Genomic DNA, 20360 nt, shown 5'->3' with positions numbered 1-20360 from the left:
ATGAGACAGTTAAAAATAACAAAACAAGTTACCAATAGAGAATCAAAATCTATTGAGAAGTACTTACAAGAAATAGGTAAGATTGATTTGATTACTGCAGATGAAGAGGTTGAGTTAGCTCAAAAAATTAAAACAGGTGACCAAAGAGCACTAGAAACTTTGGTAAATGCTAACTTACGTTTTGTAGTGTCGGTAGCAAAACAATATCAAAATCAAGGGTTACGGCTTTCTGACTTAATCAATGAAGGAAATATTGGTTTGGTTAAGGCAGCAAGACGTTTTGATGAAACGCGTGGATTTAAGTTTATATCGTATGCGGTTTGGTGGATACGCCAGTCTATTTTACAGGCCTTAGCAGAACAATCTCGTGTGGTTCGTTTACCGTTGAATAAAATAGGAAGCATTAGTAAAATTAATAAGGCTGTATCTAAGCTTGAACAAAGTAATGAACGTATGCCTACGCCAGAAGAAATAGCCAAAGTTTTAGATATGACCGTTTCAGAAGTAAAACAGTCAATGAAAAACTCTGGAAGGCATATTTCTATGGATGCACCTTTAAAAGAAGGAGAAACATCAAATTTATACGATGTAATGAAAGCTTCTGAAGCTCCTAAGCCAGATAAAGACTTAATGCAAGAATCTTTACAACTGGAAATTAGTAGAAGTTTAGAAACACTATCTCCAAGAGAATCAGATATCATAAAGCTATTTTATGGTCTAGAAAATTACCGACCTATGAGTTTAACTGAAATAGGAGAAGCTTTTGATTTAACAAGAGAACGTGTTCGTCAAATCAAAGAGAAAGGAATTAGAAGATTAAAACAACGATCAAGAACCAAAGTATTACAAACTTATTTAGGTTAGTTTCGACTTTGTTTAATCCATTAAAAACAGAAATAATAATTTAAAAAAATATAAATATGTTAATAATACAAGTAAAAGAAGGTGAAAACATCGACAGAGCGATCAAACGCTACAGAAGAAAATATAGGAATACAAAAGTTTTACAAGAAATAAGAGAGAGAAAAGAGTACACAAAACCATCTGTAAGCAGAAGGGAGCAATTAAAAAAGGCTCAGTATAAAGAGCAGTTTTTATTAGAGCAGGAAAAATAAGATATGGATATACATTTTATTGATCTATTAATATTTGTGTCATATCTGGTTTTTATGCTTGGAGTAGGAGTTTACTTCATGAATAAAAACAAATCAAAAGACGATTACTATGTAGGAGGAAGAAACATGTCAGCAGGTCATATAGGACTCTCTGTTGTTGCAACGGATGTTGGAGGAGGTTTTTCTATTGGCTTAGGAGGTCTTGGTTTTTTAATGGGACTCTCCGGTAGCTGGATGCTTTTTACAGGGTTACTAGGTGCTTGGATAAGCGCCGTTTTTTTAATCCCAAAAGTATATCCCATAGCTAAAAAACATCATTTTTTAACGTTTCCAGAGTCATTAGCTTTTCACTACAATACAAAAGTTGCTCTAATGGCAGGAATTATTTCGTTAATAGGGTACATAGGTTTTACAAGCTCACAAATTTTAGCAGGAGCAAAACTAGCATCCGCTACATTTCCTTCCATATCAATTACTAAGGCAGTTTTAATTATGGGGGTAATTGCAGTAGTGTATACAGTTATAGGAGGAATAAAAGCTGTGATTTATACAGATACCATTCAGTGGATAATTCTAATGGTAGGGTTAATAGGGATTGGAATTCCTATTGGTTATGTAGAAGTAGGAGGATGGAATGGAATTAAAGAAATATTACCAGCCAGTTTTTTATCACTAACCAATGTTTCGTTTATTGATATGTTTAATTGGATAATCACTATAGTACCTATTTGGTTTGTTGGAATGACCTTATACCAACGAATTTATGCCTGTAAAGACGAAAAAACTGCAAAAAAAGCATGGAAAATAGCGGGACTTTTTGAATATCCAATAATGGCATTTATGGGAGTTGCTTTAGGGTTGTTTTCCAGAGTAGCCTACGAGCAAGGAATGTTTGCAAGTATAGGATATGCCCCAGGAGTAGAATTGGATGCAGAATTAGGTCTTCCATTGTTGCTAAGAAGTATTTTGCCAGTGGGTTTAATGGGATTAATGATGTCGGCTTATTTTTCGGCAATCATGTCTACAGCCGATAGCTGTTTAATGGCAGCTTCAGGAAACTTAACAACAGATATTTTTGGGTATTTCAAGAAAAGTATCAGTATAAAAAACTCACAATTAATAACCTTTTTAATAGGAGGCTTAGCTATTGTATTGGCTACAAAAATGCAAAATGTATTAGAGTTAATGCTGTATTCGTATGCTTTTATGGTATCAGGGTTGTTAGTTCCTGTTTTAGGAACATTATTACTGAGAAAACCATCGCCAACTGCAGCTTTTTACGCGATGATTTCAGGAGGGCTTACCACTTTACTATTAATTGTTTTTGAAGTAAAATTACCTTTTGGCTTAGATGCAAATTTTTTCGGAATTACATTATCAGCCATTGTATTTTCAATAATTCAGTTAATTAATAACCCAAAAACATGGAAAGCCTAAAGGATACTTTAGAAAAGGTAAGAAAAGAATTACATAAGTTTCCTGAAGTTTCTGAAGAAGAATACGAAACTAAAAAAAGAATAGAAGCTTTTTTAGAGGAACATACATCTTGTGAGATACTATCTGTGGCTAAAACAGGACTGTTAGCAATCTTCAATGGAAAAAAAGAAGGTAAAACGGTTATGTTGAGGGCAGATATTGATGCGTTGCCTATTCAAGAAGTCAATACTTTCGAACATAAATCTGTAAATGAAGGGGTCTCCCATAAATGTGGACATGATGGGCATACAACTATTTTACTTGGAGTAGCAAAGCTTCTTGCGGAAAAACCGTTGTCTAAAGGAAAAGTAGTATTACTTTTTCAACCTTCAGAAGAAAATGGAAGAGGAGCGCAGTCTGTTTTAGAAGATACTTGTTTTAAACAACTTAATATAGATTATGTTTTTGCACTACACAATTTACCAGGTTTTACCAAACGAGAAATAGTTGTAAAAGAACACGAGTTTACTAGTAATGTAAAAAGTGTTGTAATTACTTTAAAAGGAAAAACAGCACATGCAGCAGAGCCAGAAAAAGGCTACAATCCAGCTAATGCAATTGCTGAAATTCTTCATTTTGTAAGACAAGAAACTAAAAATATACCAGAAGATTCTGATTTCTTTTTAGCTACTCCTGTACACGTAACTATGGGAGAAAAAGCCTATGGAATATCAGCAGGATATGGAGAAGTACATCTTACATTACGAAGTTGGAGTGCGCGTTTAATGAAAGAAAAACAGAATAACCTCGAACAATTACTTCAAAAGCTTGAAGAAAAAGAAAGGTTGAGTATTAATACTTCTTGGTTTGAAGAATTTTACGCAAATAAAAACAACAAAGAAGCTGTTGAGTATGTAAAAAAAGCAGCAGAACAACTAAATTTATCAATTAACGAAATAAATACCCCATTTAAATGGGGCGAAGATTTCGGATTATTTACACAACAATATAAAGGAGCTATGTTTGGGCTAGGAGCTGGGAAAAACACTCCTGCACTACATAATCCAGATTATGATTTTCCTGATGAAATAACTGTAACAGGAGCACAATTATTTTATAATATTTTAAAAGAAGTTCAACAATAATGACTCATACATCTTATTTAGAATTATCTGAATCAGCAATAAAAAATAACATCAATTTTATACGTGAAATAATAGGAGATACTACTATTTTTTCATCTGTAGTAAAAGGAAATGCTTACGGTCATGGAATTAAAACCTATTGTATGTTGGCATACAAATATGGAGTAAGACATTTTAGCGTTTCTGACGCAAATGAGGCTTTTGATGTAAAAAAAACACTACCTTTTGAAGATGTAACCATTATGATAATGGGAATGATTGAAAACAGTCAGTTACCATGGGCAATTGAAAATGAGATAGAGTTTTTTGTTTTTGAAGAAAATAGACTGCAAAAAGCGATAGAAGCAGCAAAAAAAGTAAAAAGAAGAGCTAAAATTCATTTAGAAATCGAAACAGGAATGAACAGAACAGGCTTTGTTCCGAAAGAAACAACAAAAGTTCTTAAATATATTGAGACACATAAAGAATTTGTTGATGTTAAAGGAATCTGTTCTCATTTAGCAGGAGCAGAAAGTATATCAAATTACAAGAGAATAACCGACCAAAAGAAAAAATTTAAAAATGTAAGAAAGAGAGTAAAAGAACTTGATTTATTCAATCCAAATTACCATTTGGCAAGTTCAGCAGCCACAATTAGATACCCAACAACAAGGTTAGACTTGGTAAGAGTTGGTATTTTACAATTTGGATTTTTTCCAACAAAAGAGATATTGGTTCATTATTTAACCAAAGAAAAAATTGTAGAAAATCCGTTAAAAAGAATCATATCTTGGAAAACAGAAGTTATGGATGTTAAAACGATAAAAGCAGGTCAGTTTATTGGCTATGGTACATCATACTTTACAAACCAAGAAACCAAAATAGCAATTATACCAGTTGGATATTCTTCAGGGTATAGCCGTTCTCTTAGTAATAAAGGAAAGGTTTTAATAAGAGGACAACGACATAAAATAGTAGGAACCATTAATATGAATATGATGGCAGTAGATATAACACATGCTGATACTATTGAAAAAGGAGATGAAGTTGTATTAATTGGAAGTCAAGGTGATGTTGAAATAACTGTCTCATCATTCAACGATTCTATACAAATTATTAATTATGAATTATTAACACGACTTCCTGAGAATTTACCAAGAATAATAACAAAATAATTATGGCAGAATTAATTATATATTCTGAAAGAATAAAAGATAACATAAAAAAACTAAGTAACTTCTTTGAAAAAAATCATATCGAATGGAGCTTGGTAACAAAAGTTTTCTCGGGAGATAAAACATTTTTAAAAGCAATTTTAACTCCGGATGTAACTGAAAAAATAAACTCGATTGGAGATTCTAGATTAACAAGTTTAAGAAACTTAAGAGAGGTGAATCCAGATTTACGTACTATTTACATAAAACCCCCAGCAAATATTTATGCAGATGATGTGGTAGAGTACGCAGATATTTCTTTAAACAGTTCTTTATCTACTATAGAATCACTTAATGAAGCAGCGAAGAAGAAAAATAAAATTCATAAAATCATTATTATGATTGAAATGGGTGAGTTAAGGGAAGGTGTAAAAAGAGATGATATTTTAGGGTTTTATGAAAAAGTATTCAACCTATCGAATATTGAAGTAATAGGCATAGGTTCAAATTTAGGATGCATGTACGGAGTAGAACCTACTTATGATAAGCTATTGCAATTATCATTATATAAAGAACTAATATCGGCTAAATTTAATAAGGATTTAAAATATGTTTCAGGCGGCACATCAATTACGTTACCATTGGTGGAAAATGGAGTCGCCCCTAAAGATATAAACCACTTTAGAATTGGAGAAGCTGCATTCTTTGGACTAAGTCCGTTAGAGAATAAGCGATTTAAAGATTTGCATACAGAAACATTTGAGTTTTATGCAAATGTGATTGAATTAGAAAAGAAAAAAATAGTGCCCGATGGTATTATTAGTGAAGCAAGTATTGGTCACACTTCAGAATATGACGAAAATGATGTACAAGAAACATCTTACAAAGCTATTTTAGATTTTGGCTTGTTAGATGTTGATAAAGATGATATAGAAGTAGAAGATAAGGATATATCTTTTGTAGGAATTACTTCAGATATGTTGGTGATTGATGTAGGCCTGAATAAAAACGAATCAGGAAAAACAAAATATAAAGTAGGAGATAAAGTAAAATTTAAACTTAGTTATATGGGAGTTGCCAGACTCTTGAGTTCTAAGTTTATAGATAAAGTATACGTAGAAGAAATTTAAATGATCTGTTTTTTATTGTTTGTTTTAAATAAAACTCAAGAGCTATTGTTTTAGTCTCTTGAGTTTTTAGCTTAGTTAAAACGCTCAACATTAAATGGAGAGATATCTAAACTTGTTTTTTTATCATCGATAATTTCAGAAACTAATTTACCCGTAGCAGGTCCTAGACTCCAGCCCATCATAGCATGACCAGCTGCTACAGTTACATTCTCAATTTTTGAAAGTCTACCAATGTATGGCAAACCATCGGGAGAACAAGGACGTAAACCACTTTCAATATCTTTTCTTTCTTGTTGATTAATTTGTAGTCCGTTATAATAATTTTCAGCGGCGTTCGCAATAGTATTAACTCTTTTAGCATTGATTTGATTGTTAATGCCAGCAATTTCCATAGTGCCACCAAAACGCGTAAAACCATTCATAGGTGTAACAGCGACTTTAGCTTCTGTTAAAATCGCAGGAATATGAATGCCTGTTTCTCTTTTTACATTAATTCGATAGCCTTTACCTGCTTGCACAGGAATGGTAATTCCCAGCTTTTTTGCTAATTTTTGAGTCCATGATCCTGTTGTAAGTACAAACTCATCAGCGGAGATGGTATTGTTTTTTGTGTTGATTGATTTTATTTTTCCTTCTGAAATTTGAAAATCTATGACCTCTTCGTTTGCTAAGAAAGTCACATCATTTTCTTCCAAATAAGATTTCATTTTTAGCATAAATTCATTCGGAGTCATATGTGCGTCAGAATGATAATATACAGCACCTTTAATGTTCAAATCTACATTAGGTTCTAGTTTTTGAGCTTCTTCCTTTCTAAGGTGTTCAACTTTTAATCCTTCTTTTATAGCAAGTTTCCCAACATTCCATTCTTCTTCCCCCATTTTATCGGTTTTATAATACATCATTAAACCTTTGTGTTGGTAATGAAAATCGAAATCATTTGAAGCTTTTAGCTCTTCATACAAATCTCTACTAAACAGATTAATGTTTTTAATAACAGGAATAGAGGTAGCTACTTTTTTAGACGTTGCTGATTTTTTAAATAACCATGTCCACTGTAAAAAATCGTAATCTAAACGAGGTTTGATTGAAAAAGGACTAGTTGAACTCAACATCCATTTAATGCCTTTATTAATCATTCCTGGAGCTGCTAATGAAATAATATGGCTAGGAGTGATAATCCCAGCATTTACATACGAAGCACCAGATGAAAAATCAGATTTGTCAATAACAGTAACTTTGTGTCCTTCTTTGTGTAAATAATATGCGGAACATAAACCGATAATTCCTCCGCCAATAATAACAACTTCTTTATTCATAAAAAAATCTCTCTACTACGCTAGAGATGACATATCGTTGCTTATAAATTATTAAATTACTTGAAATCCATGTGCATACGGATCATCTTCATCATCAATAATAATGTTGTTATAACCATACACTTTAGCCCATCCTTGAATACTCGGAATAATAGCTTGTTTACCATCTAAAGTAGTTTCTTTTTCTACCCTACCAATAAATTTGCTTCCAATAAAACTTTCATGAATAAACTCTTCATCAAGTTGTAGCTTTCCTTTAGTATACAGCTGTGCTAAACGAGCTGAGGTTCCTGTGCCACAAGGACTTCTGTCAATGGCTTTATCACCATAAAAAACCGCATTTCTTCCTGATGAGGTTGGATCAATTGGATTTCCTGTCCATAACATATGTGTTACATCTCTAATTGTATCATTTTCAGGGTGGATAAATATATTAGGATATTTTTCATTAATACGATCTCTAACAACTTGAGAGTATTGAATAATTTTAGAAGCAGTAAAATCATGAACTCCTGAAAAGTTTTTTTGAGGATCTACAATTGCGTAATAATTTCCACCATAGGCTACATCAAAAGTGATTTCTCCTAATTCAGGACAATCTATTGTCAGTCCTTCAGCCGCTAAATAGCTTTTTACATTAGTTAGTCGAACCCAATTTACTTTTTTACCAGTTTGTTGATATTCAATTTCAACCAAACCAGCAGGGGTTTCCATTCTAATCTTTCCTGGAACTTTAGGTGTAACTAGCCCTTCTTCAATTGCTATAGTGATTGTTCCAATTGTTCCGTGACCACACATGGGTAAACATCCAGAAGTTTCAATAAATAAAATAGCAAAATCATTTTCTGAGTTGTGAGGAGGAAATAAGATTGAGCCACTCATCATATCATGACCACGAGGTTCAAACATTAAACCTTTACGAATCCAATCATACTCTTTAAGGAAGTGTTGACGTTTTTCACTCATATTGGCTCCTATTAAGTTAGGACCACCGCCTGCAACAACTCTTACAGGATTTCCACAAGTATGTGCGTCAATGCAAAAAAAAGTTTTTTTCATCTTAAAATTGAATCGCCAGCTTGTATTCTGTAGTAGAAAAAACCCTTCAAATTTTTCTATTTGGAAAGACGAAGCTGGCTTTGTTTCAATTTCTTTAGATGCCCCAAAAGTAAGGTTTTGTACTCAGAGATTTTCTAAAGAAATTATTAAATTTTGTTATATTATTTCTCCTTTTGTTAGTGTACCATTAACAGAACGTAAAATATGTAAAGGGTTTTCATTTTTTAATTCTTGAGGTAATATATTGTTTGGCCAATCTTGATAACTGAAAGGACGCACCCAACGTTTAATAGAGTTAATTCCTACAGCTGTAAATCTACTATCTGTAGATGCAGGATATGGACCTCCATGAACCATTGATGGGCAAACTTCTACCCCAGTAGGAACACCGTTAAAAATAATTCTTCCAACTCTGTTTTGTATGGCAGCAATTATAGTAGGGTAGTTTGCTACTTCATTATCATCTGAAATAACTGTTCCTGTAAGTTGTCCTTCTAAGCTTGAAATTATTTCTTCTAACTGTTTTTCGCTTTCACATTGAACCACAATAGAATATGGACCAAATACTTCTTGGTGTAAAGTAGGATTGTCTAAAAATGTTTTCCCTTTAACAGTTGTAACTACTTGTGAGGCATAATTAGGCTGAGCACCTTCTTCATACATAGCCACTACAGTTAAACCTTCTTGATTAAGAGCTTTAGATTTGTTATTCTCGTATGCTCCAATAATGTTTGGATGCAGCATACAAGTTGGATTGATTTCTACAATCTTTTTAGCTAAAGAGTTAATAAAATTATCTAAACCATGGCTTTTTATTCCTAAGATTAAACCGGGATTTGTGCAAAATTGCCCTGTACCCAACGTAATAGAATTAGCATAAGTAGTTGCTAAGTTTTCGGCTCTATTTTGCAATGCTTTCGGAAGCATAATAACTGGGTTAATACTTCCCATTTCAGCAAACACAGGAATCGGTTCTTCTCGTTTTGCAGCTAAATCTAGTAAAGCTCTACCACCACGGATGCTACCTGTAAAGCCAACAGCTTTTACTTTAGGGTGAACGACTAATTGCTGACCTACTTCAATGCCACTAGAGTTTAAGTTAGAAAAAACACCATTAGGCATTTCAGTTTTTTCAGCAGCTTTAATAATTGCTGAAGCTATAAGTTCACCCGTACCTGCATGCATAGGGTGTGACTTAACTATCACAGGGCAACCAGCAGCTAAAGCAGCTGCAGTATCTCCACCTGCTGTAGAATAGGCAAGAGGAAAATTACTTGCACCAAAAACAACTACAGGACCTAAAGGGATATTCATTTTGCGTAAATCTGATTTAGGGTTTGGTTCTCTATTAGGAATTGCAGTATCAATAGTAGCCTCTACCCATGAGCCATCCTCAACTAAATCAGCGAAAGAGCGTAATTGAAATACAGTTCTTCCTCGTTCTCCTTTTGCACGTCCTTCTGGTAAACCAGATTCAGCACAATAAGTTTGTATTAACTCATCGTCTAAGGCTAAAATTTCATCAGCAATAGCATTTAAAAATTCAGCTTTTCTTTTACCAGAAATAGTTTTATAATCTTTAAATGCTTTTGAAGCTAAATCGACAACATTATTAATTTCTTCTCGAGTTGCTTCTGTAAAAATATATTCATTTTCCTGATTTAATTCAGGGTTAAATGTTTTATACGTTGTACTTCCTAAAGCTGATAATTGATTTCCTATGTAGTTTTTTCCTGTAATCATATTTTAATGGGCAAAGAGTTAATTAGTAAGTAGCTAAAGCTTTATAGTCGGGTAATGTAGGTCTGTTTTTTAAACCAGTTTCTATTACATTTAAAACATGTTTACGTTCCTCACCTATTAAAGGTAATCGAGGAGCTCGCACATTTTCAGTTCCAATACCTGTGGCTACTTCTGCTAACTTAATATTTTGTACTAATTTAGGATTTATATCTAATTCTAACAATGGTAAAAACCATCGGTAAATCTCTAATGCCTCTTGAATACGACCTGCTTTTTGCAATTCATAGATAGCTACAGTTTCTTTAGGGAAGGCACAAACTAAACCAGCAATCCATCCATCTGCCCCCATCAATAGGCTTTCTAAAGCTAAAGTGTCAACGCCTGTCATTATTTTTAAACGATTTCCAAAACGATTTTTAATTCTTGTTACGTTTGAAATGTCTCGGGTAGATTCTTTTACAGCTTCAATGTTATCACATTTTAATAATTCTTCAAACATATCTAGTGTAACTTCAATTTTATAATCAACAGGGTTGTTATATACCATAATTGGAAGCGATGTATTATTTGCGACTGCTTTGAAATACTCTACAGTTTCTCTATCTCCAGACTTATAGCGCATAGGCGGAAGCATCATTAATCCTTTGGCACCATCTTCTTCAGCTTTTTGAGCTGCTTCGATGGCTCCCTTAGTCGTTTGTTCTGCTATGTTTATTAATACTGGAACTTGGTTGTTAACTAATTGAACCGTAGTTCTTGTTAGTGTTCTTTTTTCGTCATCAGATAATGTACTGGCTTCTCCCAAGGTGCCTCCTAAAACAATTCCGTGCACACCTGCTTCTAATTGTGCTTTAATATTTACTTCAAACATACTTAAGTCTAAAGTATCATCATTCGTAAATTTTGTAGTAACCGCTGGCATTACACCTTTCCAATTTATACTCATCGTAATATTGTTTTTTATTGCAAAGTTATGTGTAAGAGAGAGAGAGTTTTAGTTTCAAATTATCTAAGAATAATATTATATTATCTTATTAAGTGTTTTTGTGTTAATTTATTAATAGTATTTGCATATTTTTGATTGAGAATAGTAATTTTATTCATGAAAGTTTTACCCTTTAAAATACCAAAGACTCAAAATATTGGATTAATTTATCAAGAAGATAAAGAACAATATTTTTATGATAAGTTTCACCAACATGAAGAAATACAGTTGTGTATAATAGTAAAAGGAGAAGGGACATTGGTTGTTGGTGATACTATTAATAAATACTCATCAGGAGATGTATTAGTGATAGGAAGTAATTTACCTCATGTTTTTAAAAGTGATACTTCTGTTATTAAAGAATCTTTTATGATTTCGCTTTTCTTTACAAAGGATTCGTTTGGAAAGAATTTTTTCTTACTGGATGATTTTAAAGAACTAATTCCTTTTTTTGAAAAATCTACATGTGGGTTTAGACTTCTTGAAAACAGAGAAACAGTGATGAATCTTTTATTAGAATTGCAGAAGTCAACTAACCTAGATCGGTTCATAGGGCTACTAAAAGTATTAAAAATACTAGTTAACTCAAAAACAACAGAATTAGCTAATTTCATTTATCCAAAGAAATATACAGATAACGAAGGGAAGAGAATGCGCAATGTAATGGATTTTACAATGAATAACTTTGATAAAAATATAGATTTATATGAAATCGCTGAAAAGGCAAACATGACTCCAAATGCTTTTTGTAGGTATTTTAAGCAGCGTACTAACAAGACTTATTTCACTTTTTTAACCGAATTACGCATTGAAAATGCATGTAAATTATTAATATCAGAAAATACATTAGCTATAAGTGAGATAGCTTATCAATGTGGGTTTAATAATTTATCTAATTTTAACAGAAAATTTAAAGAAATTAAAGGGATAAGTCCGTCAAAATATAGAAAAGATTCGGGTTTTAACTAGCTAGACTGTTGTAATATAGTAAGAAAACAAAATATTATCAGATTTTAAATAACAGTTGTTTATATTTGATGGCTATTTATCTACTAGAACTTAATGGGGAAAAGAATTATTTATTTGTTATTTTTTGTATTTTCAGTGATTACTGAATTATCTGGACAAGAAACGTTACCTATTTATGCAGACTACTTGTCAGATAATGTATATTTATTACATCCTGCAGCTGCTGGAATAGGAGATTGTGGAAAAATACGATTAACCGCACGCCAACAATGGTTAGGTGTAGACGATGCCCCAGCTTTGCAAACAGCAAGTTTTCATGCAAAATTAGGAGAATATTCTAATACTGGATTAGGAGTAATTCTTTTTAATGATAAGAATGGATATCATTCACAAAAGGGAATTCAAGGTACTTATGCTTATCATATAGATATGGGGAATGAAAATCTTTTTAATCAACTATCTTTCGGATTGTCTTTTTCTGTGGTTCAGAATGAAAGAGATCAAAGAAACTTTGTAAATGACCCCACGGTGAGTCAGGTTATAGAAAGTGACTTTTATTTTAATGCTGATTTTGGGATGGCATATCATAAAGATGGTCTATCATCTTATTTTACTGTAAAAAATCTTTTCTTATCAGCAAAAAACAATTTAAATCCAGGTTTTGAATCATATAATCTTAGAAATTATATTCTTGGAGGAGGATACTTTTTTGGAGATAGAGAAAAGTTGCAATTTGAGCCCTCATTAATGTTTCAATACAAAGAACAAACAGAAGAAAAAATAGCTGATATAAACTTTAAAGTGTTTAAAACGTTGAATGCAACTCAGTTATGGGCTGCTTTATCTTATAGAAGAAGCTTTGGAGGAAATGTTTTCGGAGATTCTCAATATATAACACCAATAGTTGGAGTTAATTATAAAAAATGGATGTTTGCTTACACTTATACAGAACAAACAGGCGATGTAGTATTTTCAAATGGAGGCTTTCATCAATTATCACTAGGTGTAAATCTATTCTGTACAAAAAGAAGAGCAGCAGCGTGTCCTAATATCAATGGAAGCTTTACATATTAAAAATCAAGAAAGCTAATTTTACTGTTTTTATAGTTTTTAAGCATAACTTCTAAAACACTTTTATCTTTATTAATATAAAAAATATTGTTTGGTATTTCGTTACTGAGATTGAGTAGGTTTTGCTGTGTTAAAATATTCTTTACCTGCTTAGCCACAGCTTCACCTGAATCTATAATTTTGACTTTTTTTCCAGTAATTTTATGTATTTGTGGAAGTAAATAGGGGTAATGCGTACAACCTAAAACAATATAATCACATTTTTTATCTAGCATTGGTTTTATATATTTTTTTAATAGGAAAGTCATCTCATCAGAATAGATTTTACCATTTTCTATTAGTTCAACCAAGCCTTCTCCAACTTGTTCTATAATATTTATTTCATCATTTAAGCTAGAAGTTGTTTTTTCAAATAAAGCACTGTTTAAAGTACCTTTTGTGGCAAGTATACCAATTGTGCCTGTTTGAGTATTTAGTGAAGCAGGTTTAATTGCAGGCTCTATACCAATAAAAGGTATCTTATAATTAGATCTTAGGTATTGTATAGCATTCGTTGTAGCTGTATTACAAGCAACAACTATAATTTTGGCTCCTTTATCAATTAAAAACTCAGTGTTTTTAATCGACAAATCGATTATTTCCTGTGTTGATTTTTGACCGTAAGGAGCATTTTTACTATCTGATAGATAAATAGTATGTTCTTGTGGTAATAGTTGGTAAATTTCTTTCCATATAGATGTACCACCAATACCAGAGTCAAAAATACCTATAGGTTGTTGTGTAATCGTTTTCATACGTATAACAAAAATAAAAATCCTGCTGTTTAAACAGCAGGATTTTTATATAAATATATGTATTCTTTTTAGAATCCTAATTTAGCTTTTACAGCATCGTAAATATCTTCTCCTTTGTCGTAAACGATTAAACCTTTACCTGGAGCAGCGTCTAAAACATAGATAATTCCTTTTTCAGCAGCAACAGCTTTAATAGCATCTTCAGCTTTCTTTAAAATAGGAATAGTTTTCTCTTGGTATTTCTTTTGCATTTCTTTACCAGCAGCTTGTTCAGCTTGACTAATCCTTAATCTATCTTGTTGAACTTCTTGAGCTCTTTTTTGGTTTACTTCTTGTGTTTGACTTTTACCTTCAGCTTCATATTTTTTCATTTTAGCCTCTAGTTTTTTGTACATTGTTTCAATGTCGTCACGGTATGTTTTGTTAAGCTTTTCTAACTCTGCTTTCATAGCTTTTGTAGCAGGCATTTCAGCTAATAATTTATCAGTGTTAATATGTGCAGTTTTTTGTGCATTCGCCACACCACCTAATCCAATCGTAAAAATTGCAACTAATAATAACGTTTTTAAATGTTTCATCTTTGTTTAATTTAATTAATGTTATTTTATTCTTGATTTATTTGTTCTCTTTTGTTTCTTCTTCTTCTTTTTTCTTTCTAGCTTCTTCTTGAGCTTTTAATAATGCTTTTCTCTTTTCTTGTAAAAGCTTTCTTTTGTTAGCTCTTTCTTCTAAACGTTGCTTTCTTTTTTCTTCAATTTGTTTAATCTTAGCAAGTCTATCAGCTTCTTTTTTCTTTTTTAATTCTTCTCTTTTAGCTATTTTTTCTTTTTGTTCGTCACTTAAGTTGTCATTTTTAAGTAACGACTTTTTAGCTTCAATTTTATCCTTCTTAGCTTGCCTTCTTTGATCTATATTAATCATTTGCACAACAAGGTCGCTAATATCGTGTTTTTTGTTGGAATATAGCATAACTAAATCGCTAGATTTGTCAAAAACAAAGTCGTACTTTTTTCTAGAAGCAATTGTTTGTACAGCATTGTATACTTGGTCTTGTACGGGTTTTACTAATTGCTTTCTTAAATTGTACATATCACCGTTTGGACCAAAATATAAAGACTCTAATCTTCGTAAAGATTCTTGCTTAATGCTGATGTCTTCTTCACGCTCTTCAATTAAATCTTTAGTTAAAATGGCCTTTTCATTAGTTAAATCAGTTTTTAAAACTTCAATAGCACGAGCTTCTTTGTCTAATCGAGCTTTCCATTTTTCAACTTTAGCATCTAAGGAGTTTTGAGCTTCTAAATATGCAGGGATACTTTGAAGGATATACTCCATATCAATATAAGCGATACGTTGATTTTTTTGGGCAACGGTTATACCTGTTATAAGTATAAGAACGATTGATAAAATATTTTTTTTCATCTTGTATAATGTGTTTAGAAAAAACCGTGCCAAAACCTAGACGCATTATAAATGCATGATTTTAGAACTGTCTTCCAATTATAAAATGCGTTTGCCAACCTGACTTTTCGGTTAAACCAGGTAACGGATCGAAACCATGTGCGAAATCGATACCTAATAATCCAAATGCAGGCATAAATATACGAACACCTACTCCAGCTGAACGTTTTAATTTAAACGGATTAAATTCGCTAAAATTGTTATAAGAGTTACCCGCTTCTAAGAAACCTACTGTGTAAATAGATGCAGAAGGTTTATCAGTGATAGAGTAACGTAATTCTAATTGAAATTTGTTGTAAATAGCCCCACCATCAAGAGAAGAGATGCGGTTGTTTTCATATCCTCTCAAACCTATTGTTTCACGACCATCTAGTTGCCCTTGAGCAATACCATCACCTCCAACAAAATATCTTTCAACTGGGGTTAATCCTAATTCATCATTATAAGAACCTAAATATCCCATTTCAAAATTAGACATTAATACTAACTTGTTAGCTAAAGAGGTATACCATTTACCTTTTGCTGAAATCTTGTAATATTCTAGCCATCTATATTTATCAGCTAAGTATGCTTGTCTTTCATCTGGTGTTGGATTTGTAGGCTCTGTATAATCCTTTCCGTTAACCAAAGAATAAGGGAAAGTAGCTTTTGCTTTTAAAGTAAATTCAGAACCATAAGTAGGGAAAATCAAACTAGGACCAGCAGAGTTACGACTTAGTGCAAAAGTATAAGCTAAGTTATTCAAGTCTCCTTGACTAAGAATATTGTTTGAAGAACCTACACGGTATCCATAATCTTGTAATTCAATTCTTTGATAACTTATATTTTGAGAAAGTGTAAAATAGTCATCAGGCCACTTTAAACGTTTTCCAAGACCTATAGAGGCTCCAATAATACTTAAACTTTCGTTTTTATTTACTTCATTTGTAGTAAAATCGAATCTATATTGATTTGAAAAGTATACAGAGAACGATAATGATTGAGGTGTTTTACCTCCTAACCATGGTTCTGTAAATGAGAAACTATAGGTATTATATGTTCTACTAGCTTGTAAACGTAAAGATAGTTTTTGACCATCTCCCATAGGAAGAGGTTTGTAAGCTTCTTTATTAAAAATATTTCTAACAGAGAAGTTGTTAAAAGACAATCCTAACGTACCTATGAAAGAACCTCCACCATAACCACCTTGTAGTTCAATTTGACTTCCCCCTTTTTCGACTACAGAAAAATCAATATCAGCTGTTTTATTTTGGTAATCAGGTTTAACATCAGGGGTTACATTTGTGTCAAAGAAACCTAGTTGACCTATTTCACGAATAGATCTAATAATATTTTGACGGCTAAATAAATCGCCTGGTTTAACACGTAATTCTCTATAAATTACATGGTCATTTGTTTTGTCATTACCAGTTACAGTAACTTTCTTTATTGTTGCAGGTTCGTCTTCTCTAATGCGAACTTCAACAGTAATAGAGTCATTTTCTACTTTAGTTTCTACAGCGTTTACTTGAGAAAATAAGAAACCATTATTGTGATATAGAGTCTGGATGTCTTGAGAGGTAGGTGTACCATCTCCAGAAATACGCTCTTTTAAAACTTTTCCGTTATAAATGTCTCCTTTGTCAATTCGTAAGATATTATTTAATTGTTCGTCAGTATATTCTTTATTTCCAATAAAGATTATTTCATCAAAACGGTATTGGCGCCCTTCTTCAACTTCAATTTCAAGGTTTATAGTATTGTCATCATTCCAAACAACTTTATCAGATAAAATTCTAGCATCTCGATATCCATTTTCGCTATACTTTTCAAGAATACTTTTTAAATCTTCTTTATAATCGTCCAAAATATATTTTGAAGCTTTCCAAAAACGACCAAAAATTTTACGTTTGGTGTTTTTCATAGCACCTCGTAAAGAAGCATCTGACATAGCTTCATTACCTGTAAAGTTAATTTCTTTAATCTTTATACGGTCGCCTCTATCAATAAAAATGGACATACTAACAGTATTAACATCTGAAGTATCTCTTTTAGTATCTAATGAAACCTTGGTTTTTAAGAAACCTTTATCAGTATATTTCTTCTTAATAAAGTTACGTGTGGTTACAATAAGGTTGTCTGTAACCATTGCTCCCTTTTTTAATTCAGTTTCTTTTTTAATCTCTTTTATTTGTGATTTTTTTACCCCTGAAATAGTAACTGTAGTTAACTGAGGTAATTCAGTTACATCAAATTGAAGGTATACAGTTTCACCGTCACGTTTAGATAAATATACATCTACTTCACTAAACTGTTTACTTTCGTATAATTTTTTGATAGCACTTGTAAGTTTGTCACCAGGTAACTTAATTGGTTGACCTTCTACTAAACCAGTATATATTCTTACTGTTTGTTCACTAAATTTTTGTAAGCCAGTTACAGTTATTCCACCTAAAATATATTCTTTTCCTTTTTCATAGGAAATAACATTTGAAGTAATGCTATCTTTAGGAGTTGTGTTTTGTGCTTGAGTACTCACCGCAAAAAGGGTGATAAAAAATACTAGTAAATACGAATATTTATTCATTGGTTTCAATCTGTTCACTGGTTTTTCCAAATCTTCTTTCTCTATTTTGATAATCAATTATTGCGTCGTAAAGATGCTCTTTCCTATAATCAGGCCACAATACATCAGTAAAATACAACTCGGCATAAGCCATTTGCCAAAGTAAATAATTGCTTATTCTTTGTTCCCCACTTGTACGTATCATTAAATCAACGTCGGGCAAATTAAACGTATATAAATGATTATTTATAATTTTCTCGTTAATTTTTTCAATTTCTATCTCGTTATTAACAACTTTTTTTGATATGTTTTTGATAGCGTTAACAATTTCCTCTCTTGAACCATAGCTTAAAGCAAAGGTTAAAGTGATTTTAGTATTGTTTTTAGTAGCATCAATAACTTTGTTTAATATTTTTTGAGCATTGCTGGGTAAGTTAGCTAAATTACCAATAGCATTTACTCTTACATTTTTACGTTGAAATTCGGGGAGTTCTTTTTTAAGGGTAGTTACTAGTAAGCTCATTAAAGCATCTACTTCTAATTTTGGGCGATTCCAGTTTTCGGTAGAAAAAGCATATAAAGTTAAAAACTTAACACCTAGTTCTGAAGCTGTATCAGCTGTTTCTCTTATGGCAGTTAAAGCATTTCTATGTCCGAAAACACGTTGCATTCCTTTACCTTTTGCCCATCTACCATTACCATCCATAATAATAGCAATGTGGTTTGGTACTTTTTGTAAGTTAATGCGCTGTAGTTTTTCTTCCATAATCTATTCTGCTATTCCACCAAAACAAGGCGGTCTTCCAAAGGTATAAACAATAGAAACACCTGAAAATACATACCAGTCGTTTCCATTACCTCCAAAGTCTAATGAGTTTATTCTATCTGTTGTAAAGTCTATATCATCTACAAATGTAAATCGTACACCTGTTTCAAATGCGATAGCAAAGTTATCTGCTAACCTTCCTTTAAGCCCTATACCAACAGGTACAGTGTAAGAAAATTTATTTTTTAAAAGTATCGTATTGCTAGATGAAGTTGGTTCTGGGCTTTTGTAGTTAAAAGCGGCAACTTCAGCTAAGATATAAGGAGTAAATGTAGTTCTATAATCGTTGATGTTATAATCAAAGAAGTTGAATTCTACTCCAGCTGCAAACTCATGAATAGTATTTGAAAAGCTAATACCTCTATTTTGACGAAAAGCATTATCAGCATCATTATCATTACCAGAAACAGGAATGTAAGTATATGTTCCTCTTAAGGCAATTCTGGGGTTCAAGTTGTACTTATATACAAGTCCGCCAGCAAACTCGTTAGGAGATATGTAGTTGGTACTACCTATATCACCAACATAGTTAGATCCACCAGCAAAAAAACCAATTTCGTGTGTTTGCGATTGTAAAGGTGTTATTACACAAGCCAATAATATTAATAATATAAGTTCTCTCATTGTAAAATAGCGTGCAAATATAGGGAATTGAATTTGCTTTAAAAAGTTAATAATCCGTCTTTTTGATTAACTTTTTTTTTACGGTTTTATTGTAATCACTATGGTTATAACGATTCATTTCGTACATCTTCTCCCCATAAAAGTTTTCCACGCAAGGTATTCAAATAAGATTGATTTTTAGGTAAAACACTTTTTATGGTGAAAGAAGCTTTCTTTATTTTTATTTTAGTGTCTAATGGAACTGTAGTAATACGAGAGTCTAAAGAGATTAGAAAATCTTTTTCACGGGCACTAACTTCCAGAAGAATATCTGTGTCATCAGGAATTACCATTGGGCGTGCATTTAAATTGTGCGGTGCTATAGGGGTAATAACAAAACTTTTAGAATTAGGTAAAATCACAGGTCCATCACAACTAAGAGAGTAACCTGTAGATCCTGTTGGGGTTGCTATAATTAGCCCGTCAGCCCAATAGTTGGTTAAATACTCTGTGTTTAATGAAGTTTTAATACCAATCATAGAAGTTGTATTTCTTCTAGCAATAGTAACTTCATTAAGTGCAAAGTTAAGTTCAGCAAAATCTTCTGTAGCAGGAGATGTTTCTATTTGTAATAAAGAACGTTCTTGAAGTGTGTATTCTTTTTTTAGCATTAAATTAATAGCTTCTTCAATTTGATCTTTTTGAATAGTAGCTAAAAAACCTAAACGACCGGTATTAATTCCCATGATTGGAATGTCTAAATCTCTAATATAGGTTACGGCTCTTAAAATAGTACCATCTCCACCTATGGTAAACATCACATCAAAAGTATTTGACAAGTCATTAAAGTGGGCGTAGGTTGGGTACTTTTTGTTTAGTGAGTTATTCTTAACAAATAAATTATAGAATTGTTGTTCAAAAAAAACAACAATGTTATGTTTTTCTAAAACAGTTAAAAGAATTTTTACTTCTTTTTCTGCAAGTGTTGTATAAGCTTGTCCGTAAATAGCGACTTTTTTCACTGTTGGAATTTTGTTTGGTTATTG

General features: G+C 32.1%; 19 protein-coding genes. 8 read left to right on the top strand and 11 right to left on the bottom strand.

Translation table 11 applies throughout. The features are described 5' to 3' along the window. The 6 genes from D6T69_RS15830 (at position 1) to D6T69_RS15805 (ending at position 5939) form a co-directional block, all read left to right on the top strand. Entirely contained in the window at positions 1-864 is an 864-nt protein-coding gene (locus D6T69_RS15830) for a sigma-70 family RNA polymerase sigma factor (protein WP_125069092.1), read from the top strand. A 56-nt stretch (positions 865-920) separates the two neighbouring features. After that, positions 921-1115: a 30S ribosomal protein S21 gene (gene rpsU / locus D6T69_RS15825; protein ID WP_099215800.1), complete on the top strand. Its 195-nt coding sequence runs from the start codon at positions 921-923 to the stop codon at positions 1113-1115. Positions 1116-1193: 78 nt separating this feature from the next. Then, a complete protein-coding gene (locus tag D6T69_RS15820) occupies positions 1194-2552 on the top strand; it encodes a sodium:solute symporter family protein (protein ID WP_240628333.1) in 1359 nt (452 codons plus the stop codon). Continuing rightward, positions 2540-3676, top strand: coding sequence for an amidohydrolase (locus D6T69_RS15815; protein ID WP_125069090.1), 1137 nt, complete (start codon positions 2540-2542; stop codon positions 3674-3676). Before D6T69_RS15820 ends, D6T69_RS15815 begins: the two co-directional genes overlap by 13 nt. After that, positions 3676-4830, top strand: coding sequence for an alanine racemase (gene alr, locus D6T69_RS15810; protein WP_125069088.1), 1155 nt, complete (start codon positions 3676-3678; stop codon positions 4828-4830). The genes D6T69_RS15815 and alr overlap by 1 nt, the downstream gene beginning before the upstream one ends. A 2-nt stretch (positions 4831-4832) precedes the next feature. Next, positions 4833-5939 carry an alanine racemase gene (locus D6T69_RS15805; protein ID WP_125069086.1) on the top strand — a complete coding sequence of 369 codons (1107 nt, stop codon included), beginning with the start codon at positions 4833-4835 and terminating at the stop codon, positions 5937-5939. 71 nt (positions 5940-6010) lie between these two features. On the opposite strand, the gene D6T69_RS15800 is transcribed toward D6T69_RS15805, so the two are convergent. The 4 genes from D6T69_RS15800 to D6T69_RS15785 all read right to left on the bottom strand — a co-directional run bounded on the left by D6T69_RS15800 (position 6011) and on the right by D6T69_RS15785 (position 11006). Continuing rightward, complete coding sequence (locus tag D6T69_RS15800) at positions 6011-7258, bottom strand: NAD(P)/FAD-dependent oxidoreductase (RefSeq protein WP_125069084.1); 1248 nt, start codon at positions 7256-7258, stop codon at positions 6011-6013. 51 nt (positions 7259-7309) lie between these two features. After that, a complete protein-coding gene (locus D6T69_RS15795; RefSeq protein WP_125069082.1) occupies positions 7310-8317 on the bottom strand; it encodes a 4-hydroxyproline epimerase in 1008 nt (335 codons plus the stop codon). 156 nt (positions 8318-8473) lie between these two features. Further along, positions 8474-10060 carry an aldehyde dehydrogenase (NADP(+)) gene (locus D6T69_RS15790; protein ID WP_125069080.1) on the bottom strand — a complete coding sequence of 529 codons (1587 nt, stop codon included), beginning with the start codon at positions 10058-10060 and terminating at the stop codon, positions 8474-8476. A gap of 22 nt (positions 10061-10082) precedes the next feature. Further along, the gene (locus D6T69_RS15785; RefSeq protein ID WP_125069078.1) at positions 10083-11006 is read right to left on the bottom strand and encodes a dihydrodipicolinate synthase family protein; all 924 of its coding nucleotides are present in this window, start codon (positions 11004-11006) and stop codon (positions 10083-10085) included. A 156-nt stretch (positions 11007-11162) separates the two neighbouring features. Between D6T69_RS15785 and D6T69_RS15780 the strand changes: the two genes are divergently transcribed. Both D6T69_RS15780 and D6T69_RS15775 read left to right on the top strand, forming a co-directional pair. Next, positions 11163-12014 carry an AraC family transcriptional regulator gene (locus D6T69_RS15780; protein ID WP_125069076.1) on the top strand — a complete coding sequence of 284 codons (852 nt, stop codon included), beginning with the start codon at positions 11163-11165 and terminating at the stop codon, positions 12012-12014. Positions 12015-12107: 93 nt separating this feature from the next. Next, a complete protein-coding gene (locus D6T69_RS15775; RefSeq protein ID WP_125069074.1) occupies positions 12108-13088 on the top strand; it encodes a PorP/SprF family type IX secretion system membrane protein in 981 nt (326 codons plus the stop codon). Here D6T69_RS15775 and murI read toward each other — a convergent pair. The 7 genes from murI to D6T69_RS15740 form a co-directional block, all read right to left on the bottom strand. After that, positions 13085-13879: a glutamate racemase gene (gene murI, locus D6T69_RS15770; protein ID WP_125069072.1), complete on the bottom strand. Its 795-nt coding sequence runs from the start codon at positions 13877-13879 to the stop codon at positions 13085-13087. The genes D6T69_RS15775 and murI overlap by 4 nt on opposite strands. A gap of 68 nt (positions 13880-13947) precedes the next feature. Beyond that, complete coding sequence (locus tag D6T69_RS15765; protein WP_125069070.1) at positions 13948-14457, bottom strand: OmpH family outer membrane protein; 510 nt, start codon at positions 14455-14457, stop codon at positions 13948-13950. Positions 14458-14494: 37 nt separating this feature from the next. Then, positions 14495-15301, bottom strand: a complete 807-nt coding sequence (locus D6T69_RS15760) for an OmpH family outer membrane protein (protein ID WP_125069068.1) — start codon at positions 15299-15301, stop codon at positions 14495-14497. 61 nt (positions 15302-15362) lie between these two features. Next, a complete protein-coding gene (gene bamA / locus D6T69_RS15755; RefSeq protein WP_125069065.1) occupies positions 15363-17906 on the bottom strand; it encodes an outer membrane protein assembly factor BamA in 2544 nt (847 codons plus the stop codon). Then, complete coding sequence (locus D6T69_RS15750; RefSeq protein ID WP_125069063.1) at positions 17899-18651, bottom strand: isoprenyl transferase; 753 nt, start codon at positions 18649-18651, stop codon at positions 17899-17901. The genes bamA and D6T69_RS15750 overlap by 8 nt, the downstream gene beginning before the upstream one ends. 3 nt (positions 18652-18654) lie before the next feature. Further along, the gene (porG, locus tag D6T69_RS15745; RefSeq protein WP_125069061.1) at positions 18655-19335 is read right to left on the bottom strand and encodes a type IX secretion system protein PorG; all 681 of its coding nucleotides are present in this window, start codon (positions 19333-19335) and stop codon (positions 18655-18657) included. A gap of 104 nt (positions 19336-19439) precedes the next feature. Further along, positions 19440-20336: an NAD kinase gene (locus D6T69_RS15740; RefSeq protein WP_125069059.1), complete on the bottom strand. Its 897-nt coding sequence runs from the start codon at positions 20334-20336 to the stop codon at positions 19440-19442. Positions 20337-20360 lie beyond the last annotated feature (24 nt).

Origin of the sequence: Tenacibaculum singaporense, assembly GCF_003867015.1 — a bacterium.
GTDB lineage: Bacteria > Bacteroidota > Bacteroidia > Flavobacteriales > Flavobacteriaceae > Polaribacter > Polaribacter singaporensis.
Note: the sequence above shows the minus strand (reverse complement) of the source record. Positions and strands in the feature narration are given on the sequence as shown.

Bases quoted from the DNA above. Each gene is read 5' to 3' on its own strand.
- D6T69_RS15815 (WP_125069090.1), top strand. From the start codon at position 2,540: ATGGAAAGCCTAAAGGATACTTTAGAAAAGGTAAGAAAAGAATTACAT.
- D6T69_RS15775 (WP_125069074.1), top strand. From the start codon at position 12,108: ATGGGGAAAAGAATTATTTATTTGTTATTTTTTGTATTTTCAGTGATT.
- D6T69_RS15805 (WP_125069086.1), top strand. From the start codon at position 4,833: ATGGCAGAATTAATTATATATTCTGAAAGAATAAAAGATAACATAAAA.
- alr (WP_125069088.1), top strand. From the start codon at position 3,676: ATGACTCATACATCTTATTTAGAATTATCTGAATCAGCAATAAAAAAT.
- porG (WP_125069061.1), bottom strand. From the start codon at position 19,335: ATGAGAGAACTTATATTATTAATATTATTGGCTTGTGTAATAACACCT.
- D6T69_RS15830 (WP_125069092.1), top strand. From the start codon at position 1: ATGAGACAGTTAAAAATAACAAAACAAGTTACCAATAGAGAATCAAAA.
- D6T69_RS15765 (WP_125069070.1), bottom strand. From the start codon at position 14,457: ATGAAACATTTAAAAACGTTATTATTAGTTGCAATTTTTACGATTGGA.
- bamA (WP_125069065.1), bottom strand. From the start codon at position 17,906: ATGAATAAATATTCGTATTTACTAGTATTTTTTATCACCCTTTTTGCG.
- D6T69_RS15780 (WP_125069076.1), top strand. From the start codon at position 11,163: ATGAAAGTTTTACCCTTTAAAATACCAAAGACTCAAAATATTGGATTA.
- D6T69_RS15795 (WP_125069082.1), bottom strand. From the start codon at position 8,317: ATGAAAAAAACTTTTTTTTGCATTGACGCACATACTTGTGGAAATCCT.
- D6T69_RS15760 (WP_125069068.1), bottom strand. From the start codon at position 15,301: ATGAAAAAAAATATTTTATCAATCGTTCTTATACTTATAACAGGTATA.
- D6T69_RS15800 (WP_125069084.1), bottom strand. From the start codon at position 7,258: ATGAATAAAGAAGTTGTTATTATTGGCGGAGGAATTATCGGTTTATGT.
- D6T69_RS15790 (WP_125069080.1), bottom strand. From the start codon at position 10,060: ATGATTACAGGAAAAAACTACATAGGAAATCAATTATCAGCTTTAGGA.
- rpsU (WP_099215800.1), top strand. From the start codon at position 921: ATGTTAATAATACAAGTAAAAGAAGGTGAAAACATCGACAGAGCGATC.
- murI (WP_125069072.1), bottom strand. From the start codon at position 13,879: ATGAAAACGATTACACAACAACCTATAGGTATTTTTGACTCTGGTATT.
- D6T69_RS15750 (WP_125069063.1), bottom strand. From the start codon at position 18,651: ATGGAAGAAAAACTACAGCGCATTAACTTACAAAAAGTACCAAACCAC.
- D6T69_RS15785 (WP_125069078.1), bottom strand. From the start codon at position 11,006: ATGAGTATAAATTGGAAAGGTGTAATGCCAGCGGTTACTACAAAATTT.
- D6T69_RS15820 (WP_240628333.1), top strand. From the start codon at position 1,194: ATGAATAAAAACAAATCAAAAGACGATTACTATGTAGGAGGAAGAAAC.